We start from the raw sequence: 16991 nt of genomic DNA, 5'->3' as shown, positions 1-16991 counted from the left end.
AAATTGGGGTCCCCGGACCTCGCATATGGAGTTTCGAGTAGTTAAGTACTCGCTAAGGAAAGGTTGCCATGACCGATCGCGTCACCGTCAACGGACTGCAGGTTGCCACAGTCCTGTACGACTTCGTCAACAATGAGGCCCTCCCCGGTACGGGAGTAGACCCCGAGAAGTTTTGGGCGGGCGCAGCGGCCGTAATCAACGACCTCGCTCCCCGAAACCGCGAACTGCTCGATGTTCGCGAAGAACTCCAGACCAAGATCGACGCCTGGCACCGCGACCACAAGGACTTCGACTTCGCCGAGTACAAGGCCTTTCTCCAGGAAATCGGCTACCTGGTGCCGGTGCCCGATGATTTCCAGATCACGACGGCCAACGTCGACGAAGAGATCACCAACGTTCCCGGCCCGCAGCTTGTGGTGCCAATCCTCAACGCCCGCTTCGCATTGAATGCCTCCAATGCGCGCTGGGGTTCGCTGTACGACGCGCTGTACGGCACCGATGCCATTCCAGAGACCGGCGGTGCGGAAAAGGGCAGTTCGTACAACAAGGTTCGCGGCGACAAGGTCATCGCCTTCGCCAAGGCCTTTCTCGACAAGGCGGTGCCGCTGGAGCAGTGCAGCCATGCCGACGTCACCTCCTACACGGTCGTTGACGGCGACGTTGTTGCCGCCTTCGGCGACGGTCAGACCACCACGTTCGCTGACCCGACCGCCTTTGCCGGCTACACCGGTGAGCCGTCGGCACCCACCGGCATCCTGCTCCGTCACCACGGACTGCACCTGGAAATCCAGATCGACGCTAACTCCCCCATCGGTGCCACCGACGCTGCTGGCGTCAAGGACGTCGCCGTTGAGTCGGCCGTCACCACGATCATGGACTTCGAGGATTCCGTTGCCGCGGTCGACGCTGATGACAAGGTGCTCGGCTACCACAACTGGCTGGGGCTCAATAAGGGCGATCTCGCCGAAGAGGTTAGCAAGGGCGGAAAGTCCTTCACTCGCACCCTGAACCCCAACCGGGTCTACACCAGCCCGGATGGCACCGGCGAGGTGGAACTGCACGGCCGAAGCCTGCTGTTCGTCCGCAACGTCGGCCACCTGATGACCAACCCGGCCATCCTCGACGCCAACGGCAACGAGGTCCCCGAAGGCATTCTCGACGCCCTCGTAACCTCGGCGATCGGCATCCACGGCATGAGCGCCGACGGCCTGCAGAATTCACGGACCGGATCGATTTACATCGTGAAGCCCAAGATGCACGGTCCCGACGAGGTCGCTTTCACCAGTGAACTGTTCGGCCGCGTCGAAGAGGTTCTCGGTCTGCCCGCGAACACCATCAAGGTCGGCATCATGGACGAGGAGCGCCGCACTTCGGTGAACCTTGCCGCCGCTATCAAGGCAGCGGCCGAGCGAGTCGTGTTCATCAACACCGGCTTCCTGGACCGCACCGGAGACGAAATCCACACTTCCATGGAGGCGGGACCCTTCGTTCGCAAGGCCGAGATCAAGGGCCAAACCTGGTTCAACGCGTACGAGGATTCGAACGTCGACACCGGGTTGCACGCTGGCCTCCAGCACAAGGCGCAAATCGGTAAGGGCATGTGGGCCATGCCCGATCTGATGGCCGACATGCTTGAACAGAAAATTGGTCATCCGAAGGCCGGCGCCAACACCGCCTGGGTGCCGTCACCGACCGCAGCCACCCTGCACGCCCTGCACTACCACGAGGTCGACGTCTTCGAGCGTCAGAACGACATCGCCAAGCGAGACCCGGCGAACGTCGACGACATCCTCACCATCCCGCTCTCGGCGAACCCGAACTGGACCGAGGAAGAAAAGCGCGAGGAACTGGACAACAACTGCCAGTCGATCCTCGGCTACGTGGTGCGCTGGATCGATCACGGTGTCGGATGCTCCAAGGTCCCCGACATCCACGACGTCGCGCTGATGGAAGACCGCGCCACGCTGCGCATCTCCAGCCAGTTGCTCGCCAACTGGATTCGCCACGGCATCGTCACTGAGGCCGATGTTGTCGCTGCGCTGGAGCGCATGGCTCCGGTCGTCGACCGCCAGAACGCCGACGATCCGCTGTACCGTCCGATGGCACCGAACTTCGACGGCAACATCGCTTTCCAGGCTGCCAAGGACCTAGTTTTGCAGGGAGCAACGCAGCCTAGCGGGTACACCGAACCGCTGCTGCACGCGGCGCGTCGCGAGTTCAAGGCTGCCAACGCCTAAAAAGCGGTAACGCCTGATATACACGAGTAGGTGTACTGCACTCGAGCCCGGGCCGAAACTCGGTCCGGGCTCGAGTGCACCTGCCGGGCATGACACGAATCGCCGGAGGAGGACGATCAGTGGCAAACCAAAATCGGGGTCGGCACAACGCGGGGGATCGACGTCGGCAACTTGTTAGCCGTCCGCTCGTCGGGACGTTGCTGGCCATCATTCTGATCGCAGGTGCGGTCACATCGTGGTCCCTGCTCGGCGACCGAATCGACAATGAGCAACCCGTCGCCGCTGGCAGTTGCCTCGAGGGAGCCGCAACCGTTTCGGTCGTCGCAGATCCCGCGTTGGCACCTGGACTCCAAGAGATCGCGAAGAGTTTCAACGCGACCAAACCGGTGGTGCGCGACCACTGCATCACGATCGATGTTCGACCGGCCGATGCCCGTGCCACCTTGGAAGGACTGACGGCCAAAACGTGGGATGCCAATGCCTTCGGCGCCTTCCCCGCAGCCTGGGTACCCGAGTCAGCCATCTGGTCGTCCGCCTTGCAAACAACCAATGCTGGTTTGCTGCAAGGCAATCCGGAGTCGCTGGTGTCGTCGCCGGTGCGCCTGGCAATGGAACCGGAGATCGCTAAAGCGATTGACGGCAACCTCGCGTGGTCGGACTTACCCGCACAGACCCGTGCCAATTCACTAGCTGATTTCGGGAAGCGGTCGTGGGGATCGTTGCGGATCGCGATGCCCAATGGGCCGCAATCTGACGCCACCGCACTCGCTGGACAGGCCATCGCCGCAGCCACCACTGGCGCTACCGAGGCACTGACCCCGCAGCAAGCAACGTCGCCCGAGGTCGTCAATGCGCTCAATCAGATGATGTCGGCCCCGCCGAGCGTCGGCGACGGGTCAATCGACGCTGCGGTGAAATCTATCGCCAAAACGACCGATCCGTCCGATACGCCGGTACGCGCAGTCCCGGTTACCGAACAACATCTCTACGTGATCACTAAGGACGATCAAGCCGCAAAGGTCGCCGTCGTCGCACCCAAGGGGCAGACGCCGGTCGCCGACTACCCGTTCATCAAGTTGGCCAGCGAATTGATTCCGGCCCACGCTAGTGACGCCGTGGCCGAGTTCTTCACCTACGCCCGCAAGCCGATGCAGATGGAAACTCTCACGAAGCTCGGTTTCCGTGGCCCCGGCCCGCTCCCCGCGCCTACGGCAACGGTAGCGTTCGACGCCGTCACCGATCCGATGCCGCAACCCGCACCCGAGGCGGCCATTTCGGTAAACAAGATCGTCTACCCGGCAGCGACGCTCTAGCAGCGGATCCGATCTTCCCTCAGCCGCCGCACTGTCATCTGCGGTTACTATTTTCGGTTCCAGAACTGGTGGGTAAGTCCGGTCCCGGTGGTGATCGATTCGATATCGAAGGATTTCTGCAAGTCTGCGGACCCGTCCCAGATCGAGACCCCGGTCCCCAGGACCGTGGGGACGAAGATCAGGTGCATGAAGTCAACGAGGCCAGCGTGGAGGAAGTCGCGGACTGACGAGGGACCTCCGCCGAGGCGAATATCGCCGTCACCAGCGAGATCCCGTGTGAACGCGAGCGCCTGTTCCGGGGTGCCGTCGAAGAAGTGGAAGACCGTTCCGTTGTCGAACTCGATGGGGTCCCGCGGATAGTGCGTCAATACCACCACCGGGGTCCCGAACGGTGGCGCGTCACCCCACCATCCTCGCCAGTCGTCCTCACTCCGCCATGGACCGGTCTGTGGACCGAACTTCTTACGGCCCATGATTTCCGCGCCAATTCCCTGACTCCACCCGCTGATGATGAGGCGATCGGCCGTGATGGGGTCGTCGATGTGGTGCACGCCATCGATTACTCGTCCATCGAAATAGGCGAACAGGCTCCGGGCGTCCCCCATGGGTTTGTCGAAGGTGACGAAGTCGCCAGCACTGAATCCGTCGAGCGAGATGTGCAGATTGTGCACCCGGACTTTTGACATTGCAGCCTCCGATCGGATTCGGTGATCCTAACCCCGTATGCGGCCTACCGCCAGACTCAATGAGACCCGATTTCTCACCGTTTTCGCGCTCCGCGCTTCTCCCTTTTCCGTCACGAACCAACCAGACCGTCACCAATCGAGGTGATCGGTGACGGTCTGGTCGACGTACGACCGTCGCGTCGTGACAGAAAAGGGACGGTCGACGGGCGTTACTCGGCGAAAGCCGAGATCGGCGGGCAACTGCAAGCGAGGTTGCGGTCGCCGAAGGCGCCGTCGATGCGGCGGACCGACGGCCACACCTTCGGACGGGCACCCGACGAAGGCAGTCCGTTCGGGTAGACGGCGACGAGTCGGTCGTAGCCGTGGTTCCATTCCCCTACCAGCGATTCAGCGGTGTGCGGGGCACCCGCGAGGGGGTTGTCGTCGACGGTCCAGGTGCCATCGGCAACATTGTCAATTTCCCCGCGGATTGCGATCATCGCGTCGATGAACGCGTCGATCTCGGCGAGGTTCTCACTTTCGGTTGGCTCCACCATCAAGGTGCCAGCCACCGGGAAGCTCATCGTCGGTGCGTGGAAACCGTAGTCTGCCAAACGCTTTGCGACGTCGTCGACCGAGACGCCGGTGTCCTTCGTCAGCTCACGCAGGTCGAGGATGCACTCGTGAGCGACCCAGCCGCCCTCGCCCGTGTACAGCACCGGGTAGTAGTCCTGTAGGCGACGAGCGATGTAGTTGGCGGAGGCGATCGCCGTAAGCGTCGCCGAGCGCAAACCTTCCGCCCCCATCATCGCGATGTAGGCGTACGTGATGGGCAGGATCGACGCCGAGCCATAGGGCGCCGCCGAGATCGTGATCCCCGTCTGCGGCAGCTCAGTGGCCAGCGGGTTGCTCGGCAGGAAGGGAGCGAGGTGCTCGCGAACGGCGACCGGTCCGACGCCGGGGCCGCCACCGCCGTGCGGGATGCAGAAGGTCTTGTGCAGGTTCAGGTGCGAGACGTCGCCACCGAATTGGCCGGGGCGAGCCAGACCGACGAGCGCATTCAGGTTGGCGCCGTCGACGTACACCTGACCGCCAGCCGCGTGGACCGCGTCGCAGATGTCGGTGACCTCGTGCTCGAAAACCCCGTGAGTTGAGGGGTAAGTAATCATGATGCCTGCCAACTCATCGCGATGCTTCTCGATCTTGGCTCGCAGATCGTCGATGTCGACGTCACCGGTGTCACGGCTGGCAACAACCACAACGCGCATCCCGGCCATCACGGCGGAGGCCGCATTGGTGCCGTGGGCACTGGACGGAATCAGGCACACGTCGCGAGCGTCATCGCCGCGTGAGAGGTGATATTGCCGGATCGCGAGAAGCCCCGCGTACTCACCCTGTGAGCCGGCGTTCGGCTGCAGGCTGACCCGGTCGTAGCCGGTGACCGCGACGAGCCAGTCTTCCAACTGGCTAATCAGTTCGCGGATGCCTTCGCTGTCACTGAGCGGGGCAAACGGGTGCAAGCCCCCAATCTCAGGCCACGTGACCGGCTCCATCTCGGTCGTGGCATTGAGCTTCATGGTGCAGGAGCCCAGCGGGATCATGCTGCGATCGAGCGCAATGTCCTTGTCCGACAGCATCCGCAGGTAGCGGAGCATCGCGGTCTCGGTCCGGTGGAGGTGGAACGCCGGATGCGTCAGGTACTCGCTGGTGCGGTTGGCGATCGAGGTACTAAACGCAGCGGGCTTGGCATCAGCTGCACCAAAGGCGTCGAGAACATTCGCAATGTCGGCCGCGGTGGTGGTCTCGTCGCAGGCAACGCCGACGCGGTCAGCGTCGATCAGCCGCAAGTTGATGTTGTGACGCGATTTCGCGGCCTCAACGATCTGGGCGGCCTTGCCGTCAACTCGAACGGTCAGGGTGTCGAAGAACGCCGCGTGCTCGACGGTAATGCCTGCGCCCGTCAACTGATCGGCGAGGGCCACCGCGTGGTCGTGAACGCGCTGCGCGATGGCCCGGAGTCCGGCAGGACCGTGGTACGAGGCGTACATGGCGGCCATGATCGCCAGCAGAACCTGGGCGGTGCAGATATTGCTCGTCGCCTTCTCACGACGGATGTGCTGCTCTCGCGTTTGCAGGGCGAGCCGGTAGGCAACGTTGTTGTCGGCATCCTTCGAGACACCAACGAGCCGGCCGGGCAGCTGGCGGGTACGAGCGGCAGGAACCGCAAGGTAGCCCGCGTGCGGTCCACCGAAGCCCATTGGCACACCGAAGCGCTGCGTGGTGCCAAAGCAGGCGTCGGCACCCTGGTCGCCGGGAGGCGTGATCAGGGTGGCGGCCAGCAGGTCGACGCCAGCGGCAACGAGCGCACCGCGTTCGTGTGCGGCCTCGATGATCGGAGCTAGGTCCCGGATGCGGCCTGACGCACCGGGCGTCTGGACGATCACTCCGAAGAACTCGCCCTCCGGAAGACCTGCGTTGTCGGCATCGGAATCCAAGTCGGCTTCGACGACCTCGATGCCAAGCGGAAGGGCGCGCGTGTCGATCACGGCGCGGGTCTGCGGGAACAGGTCAGCGTCGACCACAATCCTGTTCGACTTCGACTTGCCCGCGCGACGCAGCAGCGTCATCGCTTCAGCTGCGGCGGTGCCTTCATCGAGCATTGACGCGTTCGCGATCTCCATGCCCGTCAGGTCCGACACCATGGTCTGAAAGTTGATGAGGGCTTCGAGGCGACCCTGGCTGATTTCCGGCTGGTACGGCGTGTACGCGGTGTACCAGGCGGGGTTCTCAAGAACGTTGCGCTTGATGACACCGGGGGTGTGCGTGTCGTAGTAGCCGAGGCCGATCATCGAGCGGGCAACTACGTTGCGGCTGGCCAAGGCACGCATCGCGGCAGTGGCCTGTGATTCCGTCAGCGGGGCAGGTAGCGCGTCCAGCCCGGTGGCGATGCCGTTCGCGTCGACGCCGTCGGCGATGACGGCCGGAACGACCTGCGTCGCGAGTTCGTCGAGCGACGCTACGCCGAGGACATCAAGGATGGTGGCGAGTTCGCCGCTATCGGGGCCGAGGTGGCGGCTGGAGAACTCAGAACCGTGGTTCGACAAGAGGGCACCTTGCTCGTGTGGGTCCGGCACACACCGGACAGGCGCGCACAGGATCGGGCCCTCTCCCTCTGTCATGCTGCTTTCCGGCAGCGCCTGAGAGATTCGGCTGCGGGTCACCGCAGCCTTTCACCGTGGGCGGGTGGGAGCGTGCTCCAACCACTTTCCAGAGGCGCCGTCAGCAACCACGGTCCGGGTGCCTGAGAGTTTGACGGAGAGGTGTTGCTCCTTCGGCGGTCGTCCGGCTTCCCGGACAACGCTCTCCCGCAGCGTTGCGGCGCCCGATCAGGATACCAAGGAATCCCGGCAAATCCGCAGCCCACGACCGCAGACCTGGTCACAGCCGAACATTCGTTCGTTTGCAGTCTGGTCGACGCCCATGATCAGTCCATAACATCGAAAGATGCCTTCCGGAACAATCCCGCCACCTGAACCGCCGGTTCGCCCGCCAGGCCCGCCGCAAGCGCCGATTCGTCCTCCCATCCAACCACCGATCGCACCGTCGCGCCCGCCGCAGGCGAATCCACCGCTCGCCTACAGCCAGCCCGCGCATCGACCTCTCGCCTACAGCCAGCCTGCGGTTTCCTGGCAGCACGGGCAGGCTCACCCGGTTCCGACACAGATGCCTGCTGTCGGCCCGGTGTTTGCCCCGTCGTTCGAGCTAACGAATACCGCTGAACAAGCGGCGCTAGTTCGCCCGTGGCAGGTGACCTTCTACGGATGGGTGGTGATCATCGGATCGGTCCTGTGCCTTTTGGTCCTGCTTCCACTGATGTTCACCAACGACGCCACCTTGATCCAATGGTGGACCGCCCTCGACAGTCAGCCCGACATCACCGTCGAGGGCCTCAAGACCGTGCGGATTATCGTCATCGTCGCCGACATCTTCACGGCTGTCATCGTCGCCATCAATCTGCCAGCCGGAATCGCGCTACTTCGCGGTTCGCGCGGCGCCTACACGTACTTTCTGACGATGCTTTGGCTGAACATCATCGGCATGATCCTGCTCGTGATGTTCTTCGTGATCGCCATATTAGGAGCCGGCTTCATCGCCACGAACGGATAATTGATGGACATCGGAATTCTCGTCGCATTTCTCCTGATAATGGCCATCCCACTCGTGCCGTTCATCTTTTACTGCTATCTCCTGATGAACCGCCGGACCAGGAACTACTTCAGTCGGCAGAGCGTGGAGATCAGACGACAGGCGCGCATGCGTACGCGATGACTCGGCGTAGGCAACCGACTCCCGTAGTCCCTATCCGGTCTTGCGGCTGCGGTTCTTTCGGCGCGCTGCGAGTTCGTCTTCGGGCGAGATTTCGCTGGTGCCGCCGTCGGCGCGTTCGCCTGGGAAGTCGGCGATGGTGCCGGTGAGCTCGCGCATGGCACCGGAAACTGCGATGCCAAAGACTCCCTGCCCACCCTGCAGGAGGTCAACGACCTCTTCAGCGGAGGTGCATTCATAAACGGTGGTGCCGTCGGAGAACAACGTGATGCGAGCGAGGTCTTCGACGCCGCGCTTACGGAGGTGATCGACTGCCACCCGGATGTTCTGCAAGGAGATACCGGTGTCGAGGAGTCGCTTCACGATCTTCAGAACGAGGACGTCCTTGAAGGAGTAGAGGCGCTGACTACCCGATCCTTGCGCCCCCCGGATGGACGGCACAACGAGCGAAGTACGGGCCCAGTAGTCGAGTTGGCGGTAAGTGATTCCGGCGATCTGGCATGCGGTAGGAACCCGGTAACCGACGAGATCGTCGGGCACGGTGTCGTTCGGGAAAATGCCAGGGGCAATCTCGTCCAGGCCACCTTGAACGGGCATGGCAGGCGTCGATGCCGCGCTGTCGGTCGACGTTGCACTTTCGGTCGACATAGCGTCGCCCGTCGTGCCGTCGCCGGTCTGCGAATCTGACGGAAAATCGCCCACGGTAGCTCCCTTACACAAGACTCGGGCCGGTGGATCCCAATGCAAGGGTACTCCGGACCACTGACTAAGTGTTGCCCTCGCTGGATGCGCTGGCTGTCGAGATCAAAAGTATGGACTTCCGCGGCCTCAATCAACGCGACTCGCGGTAAACCTCAACCTAAAGTTCAGGTTTAGATAAATGGTGACTTGGCAGAGACATTCTTGTGACCGAACGCCCCGGCGCGTCGCCTCACCATTCGCCAAAATTTAGGCTTCGGGCCCCAGAAAATCTTCCGGCGACACCTGATCCAGAAACTCCCGGAAAGCCTCGACTTCGTCGTCACCGACTACTTCTTCATCCGCGTTCGAGGCCTGCTCCTCGGGCATCAACATCCCGGCATCGTCGAGCACATCGTCGGCAGCAACAATCTGCGCGTCGGCACGCATCGCAATCGCAATCGCATCTGATGGTCGTGCTTCGACCACCACGTCGCCATCGAAAACGAGCTCAGCGTAGAAAGTGCCCTCCTGCATGTCCACGATTCGCACCATTTCCAGCGTGCGCCCAAAGGCCTCGCACAGATTGACCACCAAATCGTGGGTCAATGGCCGCGGTGGCTCAACGCCGCGCTGCTGAAGTGCAATCGACGCAGCTTCGCTCTGGCCGATCCAAATCGGCAAATAGCGGGCACCGTCAACCTCACGAAGCAGAAGCACCGGCTGATTCTGAGGGGGCTCAACCCGAATGCCTACAACACGCATCTCACCCATGATTTCCCCTCCTCGAAAGTCTCTAGAAATACAGGTTACGCTGCAAATACGGTCGGCGCTGCCGACCGGAGGACGCCTCAGTCAAGGGCGCTGCGAACGGCGGCCTTGACCAACTGCGTATGCAGCGTCACCGATAGCGCAGCCATCTCGCGGACCAATTCCTCCGCGCGATCACGCGCACCGGTCCCCCGACCCTTGGCGATAGGTCCGGCAATCTGTGCAACCAAGCCCGCCTCGCGGTCGGCACTAATTTTGAACGCACGCAGATGCCGCGATTCCAAGCCGAAGTTGGCGAGTGCGGCGGCCGCCTCAACCAGTCGGACGGCATCTTCGTCGAAGAAGCCGCCAGGCCCGGCCGTCAGCAATCCGTTGCGGACCAACTCAGAAATAAAAGCCGAGTCAACCTCGGTGCGCTCCATCAGAGTCTCCCGATCAACTCGTCCCCCGCGGGAACTGAAGTCGGTGGCCGGTGCCACCGCACTGCGCGCAGACGACAACAGACGAGGACCGGAGCCGCCGCTGGCGGACTCCGCATCCATTTCGTCAAGCTGTTCGCGAATCACCTTCAACGGCAAATACCGATCCCGCTGAGCCGTCAGCACGAAACGCAGACGCTTACAGTCGGCATCACTGAACCGGCGATACCCCGAAGGAGCTCGATCCGGAGTAACCAATCCTTCAGTTTCGAGGAATCGGATCTTCGAAATCGTGACATCCGGGAACTCATCTCGGAGGATGCCCAGGACTGCACCGATCGACATTGTGCGGTCGCTGGCACCGCTCTCGCGCGCAGCAGACGACGTCACGACAGCGCGGCACCAGCTTCTCCGGCGCGCGGGCCGGACAGGAAGACCAACCGGAACTTACCGATCTGGACCTCATCACCGCTGGTGAGGGTGGCCGTATCAACCGGTTCGCGGTTGACGTACGTACCGTTCAGGCTGCCGACATCGACCACCTGGAAATCGTCGCCATTGCGACGGAACTCGGCGTGGCGCCGACTCACCGTCACGTCATCGAGAAAAATGTCGCTATCGGGATGGCGTCCCGCCGACGTTGTCGGCTGGTCGAGCAGGAAGCGCGACCCGGCGTTGGGTCCCCGCTTCACCACCAACAGAGCCGTGCCCGGCGACAGTCGCTCGACACCGGTATCGGCCGGCTCGTTCGACGTCGCTGGGGCGTCTACTTCCTTGATGAAGTCCTCGCGGAAGACCGAAGTCGTCTCCACGGGCGCCTCAAAGCCGTTGTCGTTACCGCTCACCACATCTCCTTCATCGTCAACGCACCCCGCCGTGACTTGCTGACTCCACAGTCCCCGGGTTGGGTCCTATACGAGTCGTTCGAGGTACCTGCACAAACCCCAATTGTCCGGTGTTGCCACACAATTGACGTTCATTCGCTGTTTCAACACACACACTCGACCCACCTCGCCATTGAAGTGAGCGAATGCCGGGCAGGAACCTTCTAAGTGAACCTACCGCCTTTGTCCAAACGCCGCCCGAAGTCGTTTAGAATTCCTCGCCTACCGGCGGGGATCCTCAGCCCTTCGAGAGCGTTTGTCGTACTTGACCAATCATATCGCCGAAGCGCGCACGCCGACTTCGGGTCAGCCCGACTGATACCGGGCTCTCAGGATTCCGCTCAGGAACCGATGGCTGCCTTGTAGCCGTCGGCATCAAGCATTGCACCGAGGATCGCGTCCAGATCCGCATCGTCGGCCACGGTGATCTCCACCAGCCAACCATCCGAATACGGACCCGAGTTCACCAACTCCGGAGTACCTTCGAGCGCGTCGTTGACCGCGGCAACGGTGCCATCCAGCGGTCCAAAGATGTCCGAAACGCTCTTGGTGGACTCCACCTCGGCAAAGGACTCTCCGTTCTCAACATCAGATCCGACGTCAGGAAGCTGAACAAACACCACGTCCCCGAGCGCGTCCTGGGCGAAATCGGTGATACCCACCCGGACGGTCTTGTCGCCGACCTTGCTAATCCACTCGTGCTCGGCGGTGTAGCGGAGCTCTTCGGGGATTTTGGTGTCGCTCACGATTCGTCCTTTCACGACGACTGTCGAAGACTTCGATGTTTTCCTCACTTGCTGCGCCGTTGCGGCAAGCGAGTTGTGCGTCAATGACTTTAACGTGCGGGGCCAACAGAACCCGCATCAACCCGGGTCGGGCCGCAATGCGTAATCAGGCTGTGACCGAGGCCCGCGGCACCTTGCGGACCACCTGGATCGTCTGAACCCAGTACAGGACCAGCGTCCACAGATAGAGACCGACACCCCACAGCAGGAAGGCCCAGCCGAACGGAAACGCGATGGTCCCAATGACCCCGTCAATTTGGCCGGCAAGCAGCCAGGGGAACGAGCTCATCAGGGCAAACGTGGCTGCCTTGCCGATGTACAGCGTGGGCAACGCGGTGATCCCCCGCGACTTCAAGAACGGCACCGTCGCAAAGAGCAGCACATCGCGCGCAATGATCAGCCCGATCAGCCACCACGGGACAAACTCCCGAATGCCAAAACAGATTGGGATGATGATCACGTACAGGCGGTCGGCGGCCGGATCGAGCAGTGCCCCCAGCTTGGACGACTGCCCGAGCCAGCGAGCCAACTTACCGTCAAGCCAGTCAGTCCACCCCGACACAAATAGGACGACGAACGCCCAGCCCGCCGACTCTTCAACCAGCAACAGCCAGATGAAGACCGGAATCAGCAGCAGACGCAGCACGCTCAGCGCGTTCGGCACTGTCCAGATTGCGTCGCTCCGCTCCACCTCTTCGAGGTGTCCCCCGGACGGCATTTCCACAGGCCGTGACGGTTCAGACGGTGACGTATCGATCATCGGAAAATTCCGACAATGCCTTGGATGGCTTGCGCTCCCGCCGACGCAAAGTGATTCTCGTGAACCAGGTAAGTCCAGGTCATCGTCGAACGATGCAGGCCTTCCAAGCCCAGATCGACACCATCGTTGGTGATGGTGGCGTCGACAAACGTCTTTCGGGACGCCTCCATCGCTTCGTCGGACAACTTGGTGAACTCGGCGAAGATCAGCTTGTGGAATTCCTCGAGGGGGCTTTGAGCACCGAGCGCCCGCAAGTGGATACTTGCCTGCACATCGGCGATATACGCCAGATGATCAGCCCAAACACGGTCCAGGTGGTACAGAACGATCTGTCGGGCAGCCTCGACCAGAACTGGCTCGTCGACGGTCTCCGCGAGTTCCGCATAGCGCTCCGGCTCGGCTTCCCTGAGATCAGTGAGCGCCAAGTCAGTTTCAAGCACCTTCATCCGACGGCGGACGATGGAGTTGCGCTGCTCATTGACCTGCTTGTTGTAGTCCCAGGTGTTCGCGTGCAGCTGCAGCATCGCGCCTTCAGCGATCTTCTGCGCGTTCACCACGCTCTCGACGCCCTTGGCTCCCAGCGAACCGTCAGCGGACTCCGACTGCTGCTCACGCTGATGTGTCAGGTTCTTCGTGACGAGCGGGTCTTCCATACTTGAGAAGAACACCGACCGGCCTGGGTCTCCCTGACGTCCGGCGCGCCCCCGCAACTGATTGTCGAGACGTTCTGTGTCGTAGCGGCCAGTACCGACGACACAGAGCCCACCGAGTTTGAGGACCTCTTCGCGGGCTTCTTCGTCGCCGTCCGAACCGCCCAAGCGAATGTCGGTGCCTCGTCCGGCCATCTGCGTCGACACGGTGACCGCAGCCTTGCGCCCGGCCTCGGCGATGATGACGGCTTCCTCGGCGTCGTTCTTCGCGTTCAAGACCACCGATGGCACGCCCGCGCGCTCCAGGAAGTACGCGAGTTCCTCCGACTGCGCCACATCGTGGGTACCGATCAGAATCGGCTGGCCGGTCTCGTGGATCTCAGCGACGAAATCTACGACGGCCTCGACCTTGTGTGCTTTGTTGTCGTAGACGCGGTCCGGATCGTCCTTGCGGATGTTCGGCGCGTTCGGCGGGATCTGCGACACCGCGAGGTCGTAGAACTGGCGGAACTGCTCGCCGGCGGCGATCGCCGTACCAGTCATCCCAGCGACCCGGGGGTAACGGCCGATCAGCGCCTGCACAGTGATCGTGTCGATCACTTCACCGGCCTCGGTCGGGTTGAGACCCTCCTTGTATTCGACGGCCGCCTGAACACCGTCTGGCCACCGCTGCAGTCGTGCCACGCGTCCGCGGGCAGCATTGATCAAGTGAATGCCGCCATCGCGCACGATGTAGTCGACATCGCGCTCGAGTAGGTAATACGCGTAGAGCGCGACGTTCACATGCACCAGGGTGGACGCGACATGCTGTTCGTCGTACAGGTTGATACCACCGAGCGTCGACTCGACGAATTGTGCGCCTTCGTCGGTCAGCGAGACGTTTTTGCCGTCCGAATCGAGTTCGTAGTGCTTTGGGCGCAGATGCGCGACCACTTCGTGGATGGCACTATTTGGGATCTCCGCATCGGTTGAACCGGCGAGGATCAACGGAACCAGGGCTTCGTCAACGAGGACCGAGTCGGCCTCATCAACGATGACCACGTCGGGTTGCGGTGCCACCAGGTCTTCGACGGTGAGGGCGAGATGATCACGCAGGACGTCGAAACCGATCTCGTTCACCGAGGCATAGGTGACATCGGCGTCGTAGGCCGCCTGTCGTTGTTCGCGGGTGGAGTGCTCACTGATCGAGGCGACCGAAATTCCAAAAAGGTCGTACAGCGGCTTCATCCATTTGGCATCGCGACTGGCGAGGTAATCGTTGACCGATACGACGTGGATCTGATGGCCGTCGAGGGCGTAACCAATCGCGGCAATGGCACCGGCGAGTGTCTTGCCCTCGCCCGTTGCCATTTCGACGACGTCGCCCTCAAGCATCCGCAGCGCACCCTGCAACTGAACGTCGAAGGGCTTCATATCGAGGGTGCGGTCGCCGCCTTCGCGGACCAATGCCAAGAACTTGGCGCGGTCCTCTGCCACCGACATGTCCAGCTCAGCGGCCTGCGCTGCGAAGTCTTTGTCAGACAGCTCGGCTGCCCAGTCGTTGTGCTTGGTCGACATTTCGATCATCGACAGCGATTGCGACTGGTTACGAGAAGTCTGCGCGCCCAACATGCGCCACATCGCGTTGGAGAATTTTCCCACGTGCGTCCTGTTCCTTCTAAAGCTTGGCCGTCAGCGTTGACCTACCGGTCGCGCGCGGCGCAACCCGTGATCGATCCTGATCTACCGTACGCGGCCATCCAGTAGCGTGGCGCACATGCGTACTCCTCAATTCCGTACTCCCCGATTCCGGGCCCCGCAGTTCATCCGCACCAGCATGCTCAGTGCCGGTGTTCTTGCTCTGTTCGCGGCCACGACGTTGTCGGCGTGTACCAACGGAGCATCGGAGGCCGCACCCGATCCGACCGACTTGGTCGGAAAGACATATGTTTCTGACGCCGTGACCGGGCCGGAGATTCCCGGCGGCGGACCACTTGTTCTGGGCTTTACTGAGAACGCCACCGACAAGACCACCAATCTGCATGCGAATGCTGGCTGCAATGGCTTGGGCGGCATGGTGACGTTCGACGGGGACGCGATGACCGCATCGAATCTTTTCGGAACGATGATGGCGTGCCCGCCCCCACGCGAGCACACGGACAAATGGGTATCGGACCTTCTTGCTGATCCAGTCACCTGGGCTCTCCAGGGCACCACGTTGACCCTGTCGCGTGGCGATCAGCGGGTGGTCCTCGTCGAACGGGAGAACCGTCCTGTGGTCGGAACCCGCTGGCAGGTCACTGCGCTTGTGACAAAGCAGGCGGTCACTCGGTCGGTGGCTCTGGAAGAGGCCAAGCCATACTTCGAGATCGCCGAAGACGGCGCGATGAGCGGTAACACCGGTTGCAATTCGATGCGCGGGACGGCGAAGACTGCCACCACGGACCCGACGAGCGAGGAGATCGAGTTCTCCCCCATAGCTACCACCCGGATGGCATGCCCTCCCGATGCCATGGAGATTGAGCAGACGGTTCTCGCCGCGCTGCAGGGCAAGGCCACCGTCACCGTAGAAGGTGACGAAATGAAGCTGACCAACGTCGCTGACCCGACAGTGGGACTGCGGCTGACCGCGTCCTAGTCGGACGCGGTCAGCGGTCAGCGGTCAGTCGTTTGGTCTGGAGTTAGGCGTCTTTGGTTTGCACGGTGGCATCCATGCCAATGAGCGTCTGCAATTGCGCAAGCAGTTCCACGGCGCGCGGCCACGGTCCGTAACCCGAAGCCGGGTTGAGGTGACCGACCTCGCCACCTTCGACCAAGGTGCTGCCCCACGACTGCGCGTACTCGGCGACCGTTTCTGTGGAGGCCAGCGGGTCGTTGGTGCTGGAGACAACGATGCTCGGCCACGGAAGGGTGTCCATCGGGACCGGTCCCCAGCCGGCGTCGCTGAGCTGTTCCAGCGTCGGATGCGGCGCGTGCATTTCTTGGGTCAGGTCCGGCGGGGTCGCCAAGAGCGCTCCGGCGACGGGCAGCTTGGTCTGTGCAGCCCAGAACACCGTGGTCGGGACGCCCGCACTGTGCGCGACGAGAATGACTGGGGCTTCCTGCGCGGCAACGACGCTCTCGAGCAGCGCCAGGCGAGCGTCGAGTTGAATGGGATCGCCCTCGACCTGCGGGACGATCACGGAGTTCTGGAGCTGACCGGCAAGGATGGTCTGCCAGTGATCTTCGACGTGGCCACGGAGACCCGGGACGATGACGTAGGTGGGAGTTTGCTGAGCAACCATTGCAAAGAGGCCTTCTGATTACCTGAAGTGTTGAGCTGTGGTGGACAAAACCGACCGCGGGCGGGCAGCCGTAAGGCATACCCGCCCGCGGGAGGTAACTAAATGTGGGGAGGCCGCTTAGGCGTGGCCGGTGAAGCCGACCTGGCCGGGCTGACGGTTCGGTGCGTAACCGAGCTTGGCCAGCGTCTCATCAGCGTCGGCGTACCACTCACCGATGCGGTAGATATCGCGAGCTTCCTT

The 16991-nt window shown here is 62.2% G+C and carries 14 protein-coding genes, 1 pseudogene and 2 riboswitches; of the genes and pseudogenes, 4 read left to right on the top strand and 11 right to left on the bottom strand.

Translation table 11 applies throughout. The annotated features are described in order from the left end of the window. Positions 1-68: 68 nt before the first annotated feature. Both WBA38_RS11615 and WBA38_RS11610 read left to right on the top strand, forming a co-directional pair. Complete coding sequence (locus WBA38_RS11615; protein WP_424322749.1) at positions 69-2237, top strand: malate synthase G; 2169 nt, start codon at positions 69-71, stop codon at positions 2235-2237. 119 nt (positions 2238-2356) lie between these two features. After that, entirely contained in the window at positions 2357-3550 is a 1194-nt protein-coding gene (locus WBA38_RS11610; protein WP_424322748.1) for a hypothetical protein, read from the top strand. A gap of 47 nt (positions 3551-3597) precedes the next feature. Here the strand turns inward: WBA38_RS11610 and WBA38_RS11605 are convergent, their stop codons facing one another. Then, the gene (locus WBA38_RS11605) at positions 3598-4236 is read right to left on the bottom strand and encodes a dihydrofolate reductase family protein (protein WP_424322747.1); all 639 of its coding nucleotides are present in this window, start codon (positions 4234-4236) and stop codon (positions 3598-3600) included. Between the two features lie 209 nt (positions 4237-4445). Beyond that, positions 4446-7319 (bottom strand): aminomethyl-transferring glycine dehydrogenase, encoded by a 2874-nt coding sequence (gene gcvP / locus WBA38_RS11600; RefSeq protein WP_424322764.1) that lies wholly within the window; start codon positions 7317-7319, stop codon positions 4446-4448. A 58-nt stretch (positions 7320-7377) separates the two neighbouring features. Further along, a riboswitch (glycine riboswitch) is annotated at positions 7378-7494 on the bottom strand. Beyond that, positions 7495-7593, bottom strand: a riboswitch (glycine riboswitch). A 126-nt stretch (positions 7594-7719) separates the two neighbouring features. Here gcvP and WBA38_RS11595 point away from each other — a divergent pair. Next, positions 7720-8382, top strand: coding sequence for a hypothetical protein (locus WBA38_RS11595; protein WP_424322746.1), 663 nt, complete (start codon positions 7720-7722; stop codon positions 8380-8382). 192 nt (positions 8383-8574) lie between these two features. On the opposite strand, the gene WBA38_RS11590 is transcribed toward WBA38_RS11595, so the two are convergent. From WBA38_RS11590 to secA2, 7 genes are all read right to left on the bottom strand, one after another. Then, positions 8575-9243, bottom strand: a complete 669-nt coding sequence (locus WBA38_RS11590; RefSeq protein ID WP_424322745.1) for a MerR family transcriptional regulator — start codon at positions 9241-9243, stop codon at positions 8575-8577. 246 nt (positions 9244-9489) lie between these two features. After that, positions 9490-9993, bottom strand: coding sequence for a bifunctional nuclease family protein (locus tag WBA38_RS11585; RefSeq protein WP_424322744.1), 504 nt, complete (start codon positions 9991-9993; stop codon positions 9490-9492). A 77-nt stretch (positions 9994-10070) separates the two neighbouring features. Continuing rightward, positions 10071-10754, bottom strand: a complete 684-nt coding sequence (locus WBA38_RS11580) for a MerR family transcriptional regulator (RefSeq protein WP_424322763.1) — start codon at positions 10752-10754, stop codon at positions 10071-10073. Positions 10755-10795: 41 nt separating this feature from the next. After that, positions 10796-11257 (bottom strand): glycogen accumulation regulator GarA, encoded by a 462-nt coding sequence (gene garA / locus WBA38_RS11575; protein WP_424322743.1) that lies wholly within the window; start codon positions 11255-11257, stop codon positions 10796-10798. Between the two features lie 377 nt (positions 11258-11634). Beyond that, positions 11635-12039, bottom strand: coding sequence for a glycine cleavage system protein GcvH (gcvH, locus tag WBA38_RS11570; protein WP_424322742.1), 405 nt, complete (start codon positions 12037-12039; stop codon positions 11635-11637). A gap of 145 nt (positions 12040-12184) precedes the next feature. Next, positions 12185-12796 carry a CDP-alcohol phosphatidyltransferase family protein gene (locus WBA38_RS11565; protein WP_424322762.1) on the bottom strand — a complete coding sequence of 204 codons (612 nt, stop codon included), beginning with the start codon at positions 12794-12796 and terminating at the stop codon, positions 12185-12187. Between the two features lie 38 nt (positions 12797-12834). Continuing rightward, on the bottom strand, positions 12835-15129 hold the full coding sequence (gene secA2 / locus WBA38_RS11560; RefSeq protein ID WP_424322741.1) for an accessory Sec system translocase SecA2: 2295 nt from the start codon (positions 15127-15129) through the stop codon (positions 12835-12837). A 115-nt stretch (positions 15130-15244) separates the two neighbouring features. On the opposite strand from secA2, the gene WBA38_RS11555 reads away from it, so the two are divergent. Continuing rightward, complete coding sequence (locus WBA38_RS11555) at positions 15245-16105, top strand: META domain-containing protein (RefSeq protein WP_424322740.1); 861 nt, start codon at positions 15245-15247, stop codon at positions 16103-16105. Positions 16106-16148: 43 nt separating this feature from the next. Here WBA38_RS11555 and WBA38_RS11550 read toward each other — a convergent pair whose 3' ends face one another. Together WBA38_RS11550 and WBA38_RS11545 are read right to left on the bottom strand one after the other, a co-directional pair. Continuing rightward, positions 16149-16751, bottom strand: coding sequence for an RBBP9/YdeN family alpha/beta hydrolase (locus WBA38_RS11550; RefSeq protein ID WP_424322739.1), 603 nt, complete (start codon positions 16749-16751; stop codon positions 16149-16151). A gap of 117 nt (positions 16752-16868) precedes the next feature. After that, positions 16869-16991: pseudogene (locus WBA38_RS11545) on the bottom strand (3-keto-5-aminohexanoate cleavage protein); the annotation flags it as partial.

The sequence above is a fragment of the Gordonia sp. (in: high G+C Gram-positive bacteria) genome (genome assembly GCF_049647785.1).
GTDB lineage: Bacteria > Actinomycetota > Actinomycetes > Mycobacteriales > Mycobacteriaceae > Gordonia.
This window is presented reverse-complemented; position numbering and strand designations above follow the sequence as displayed.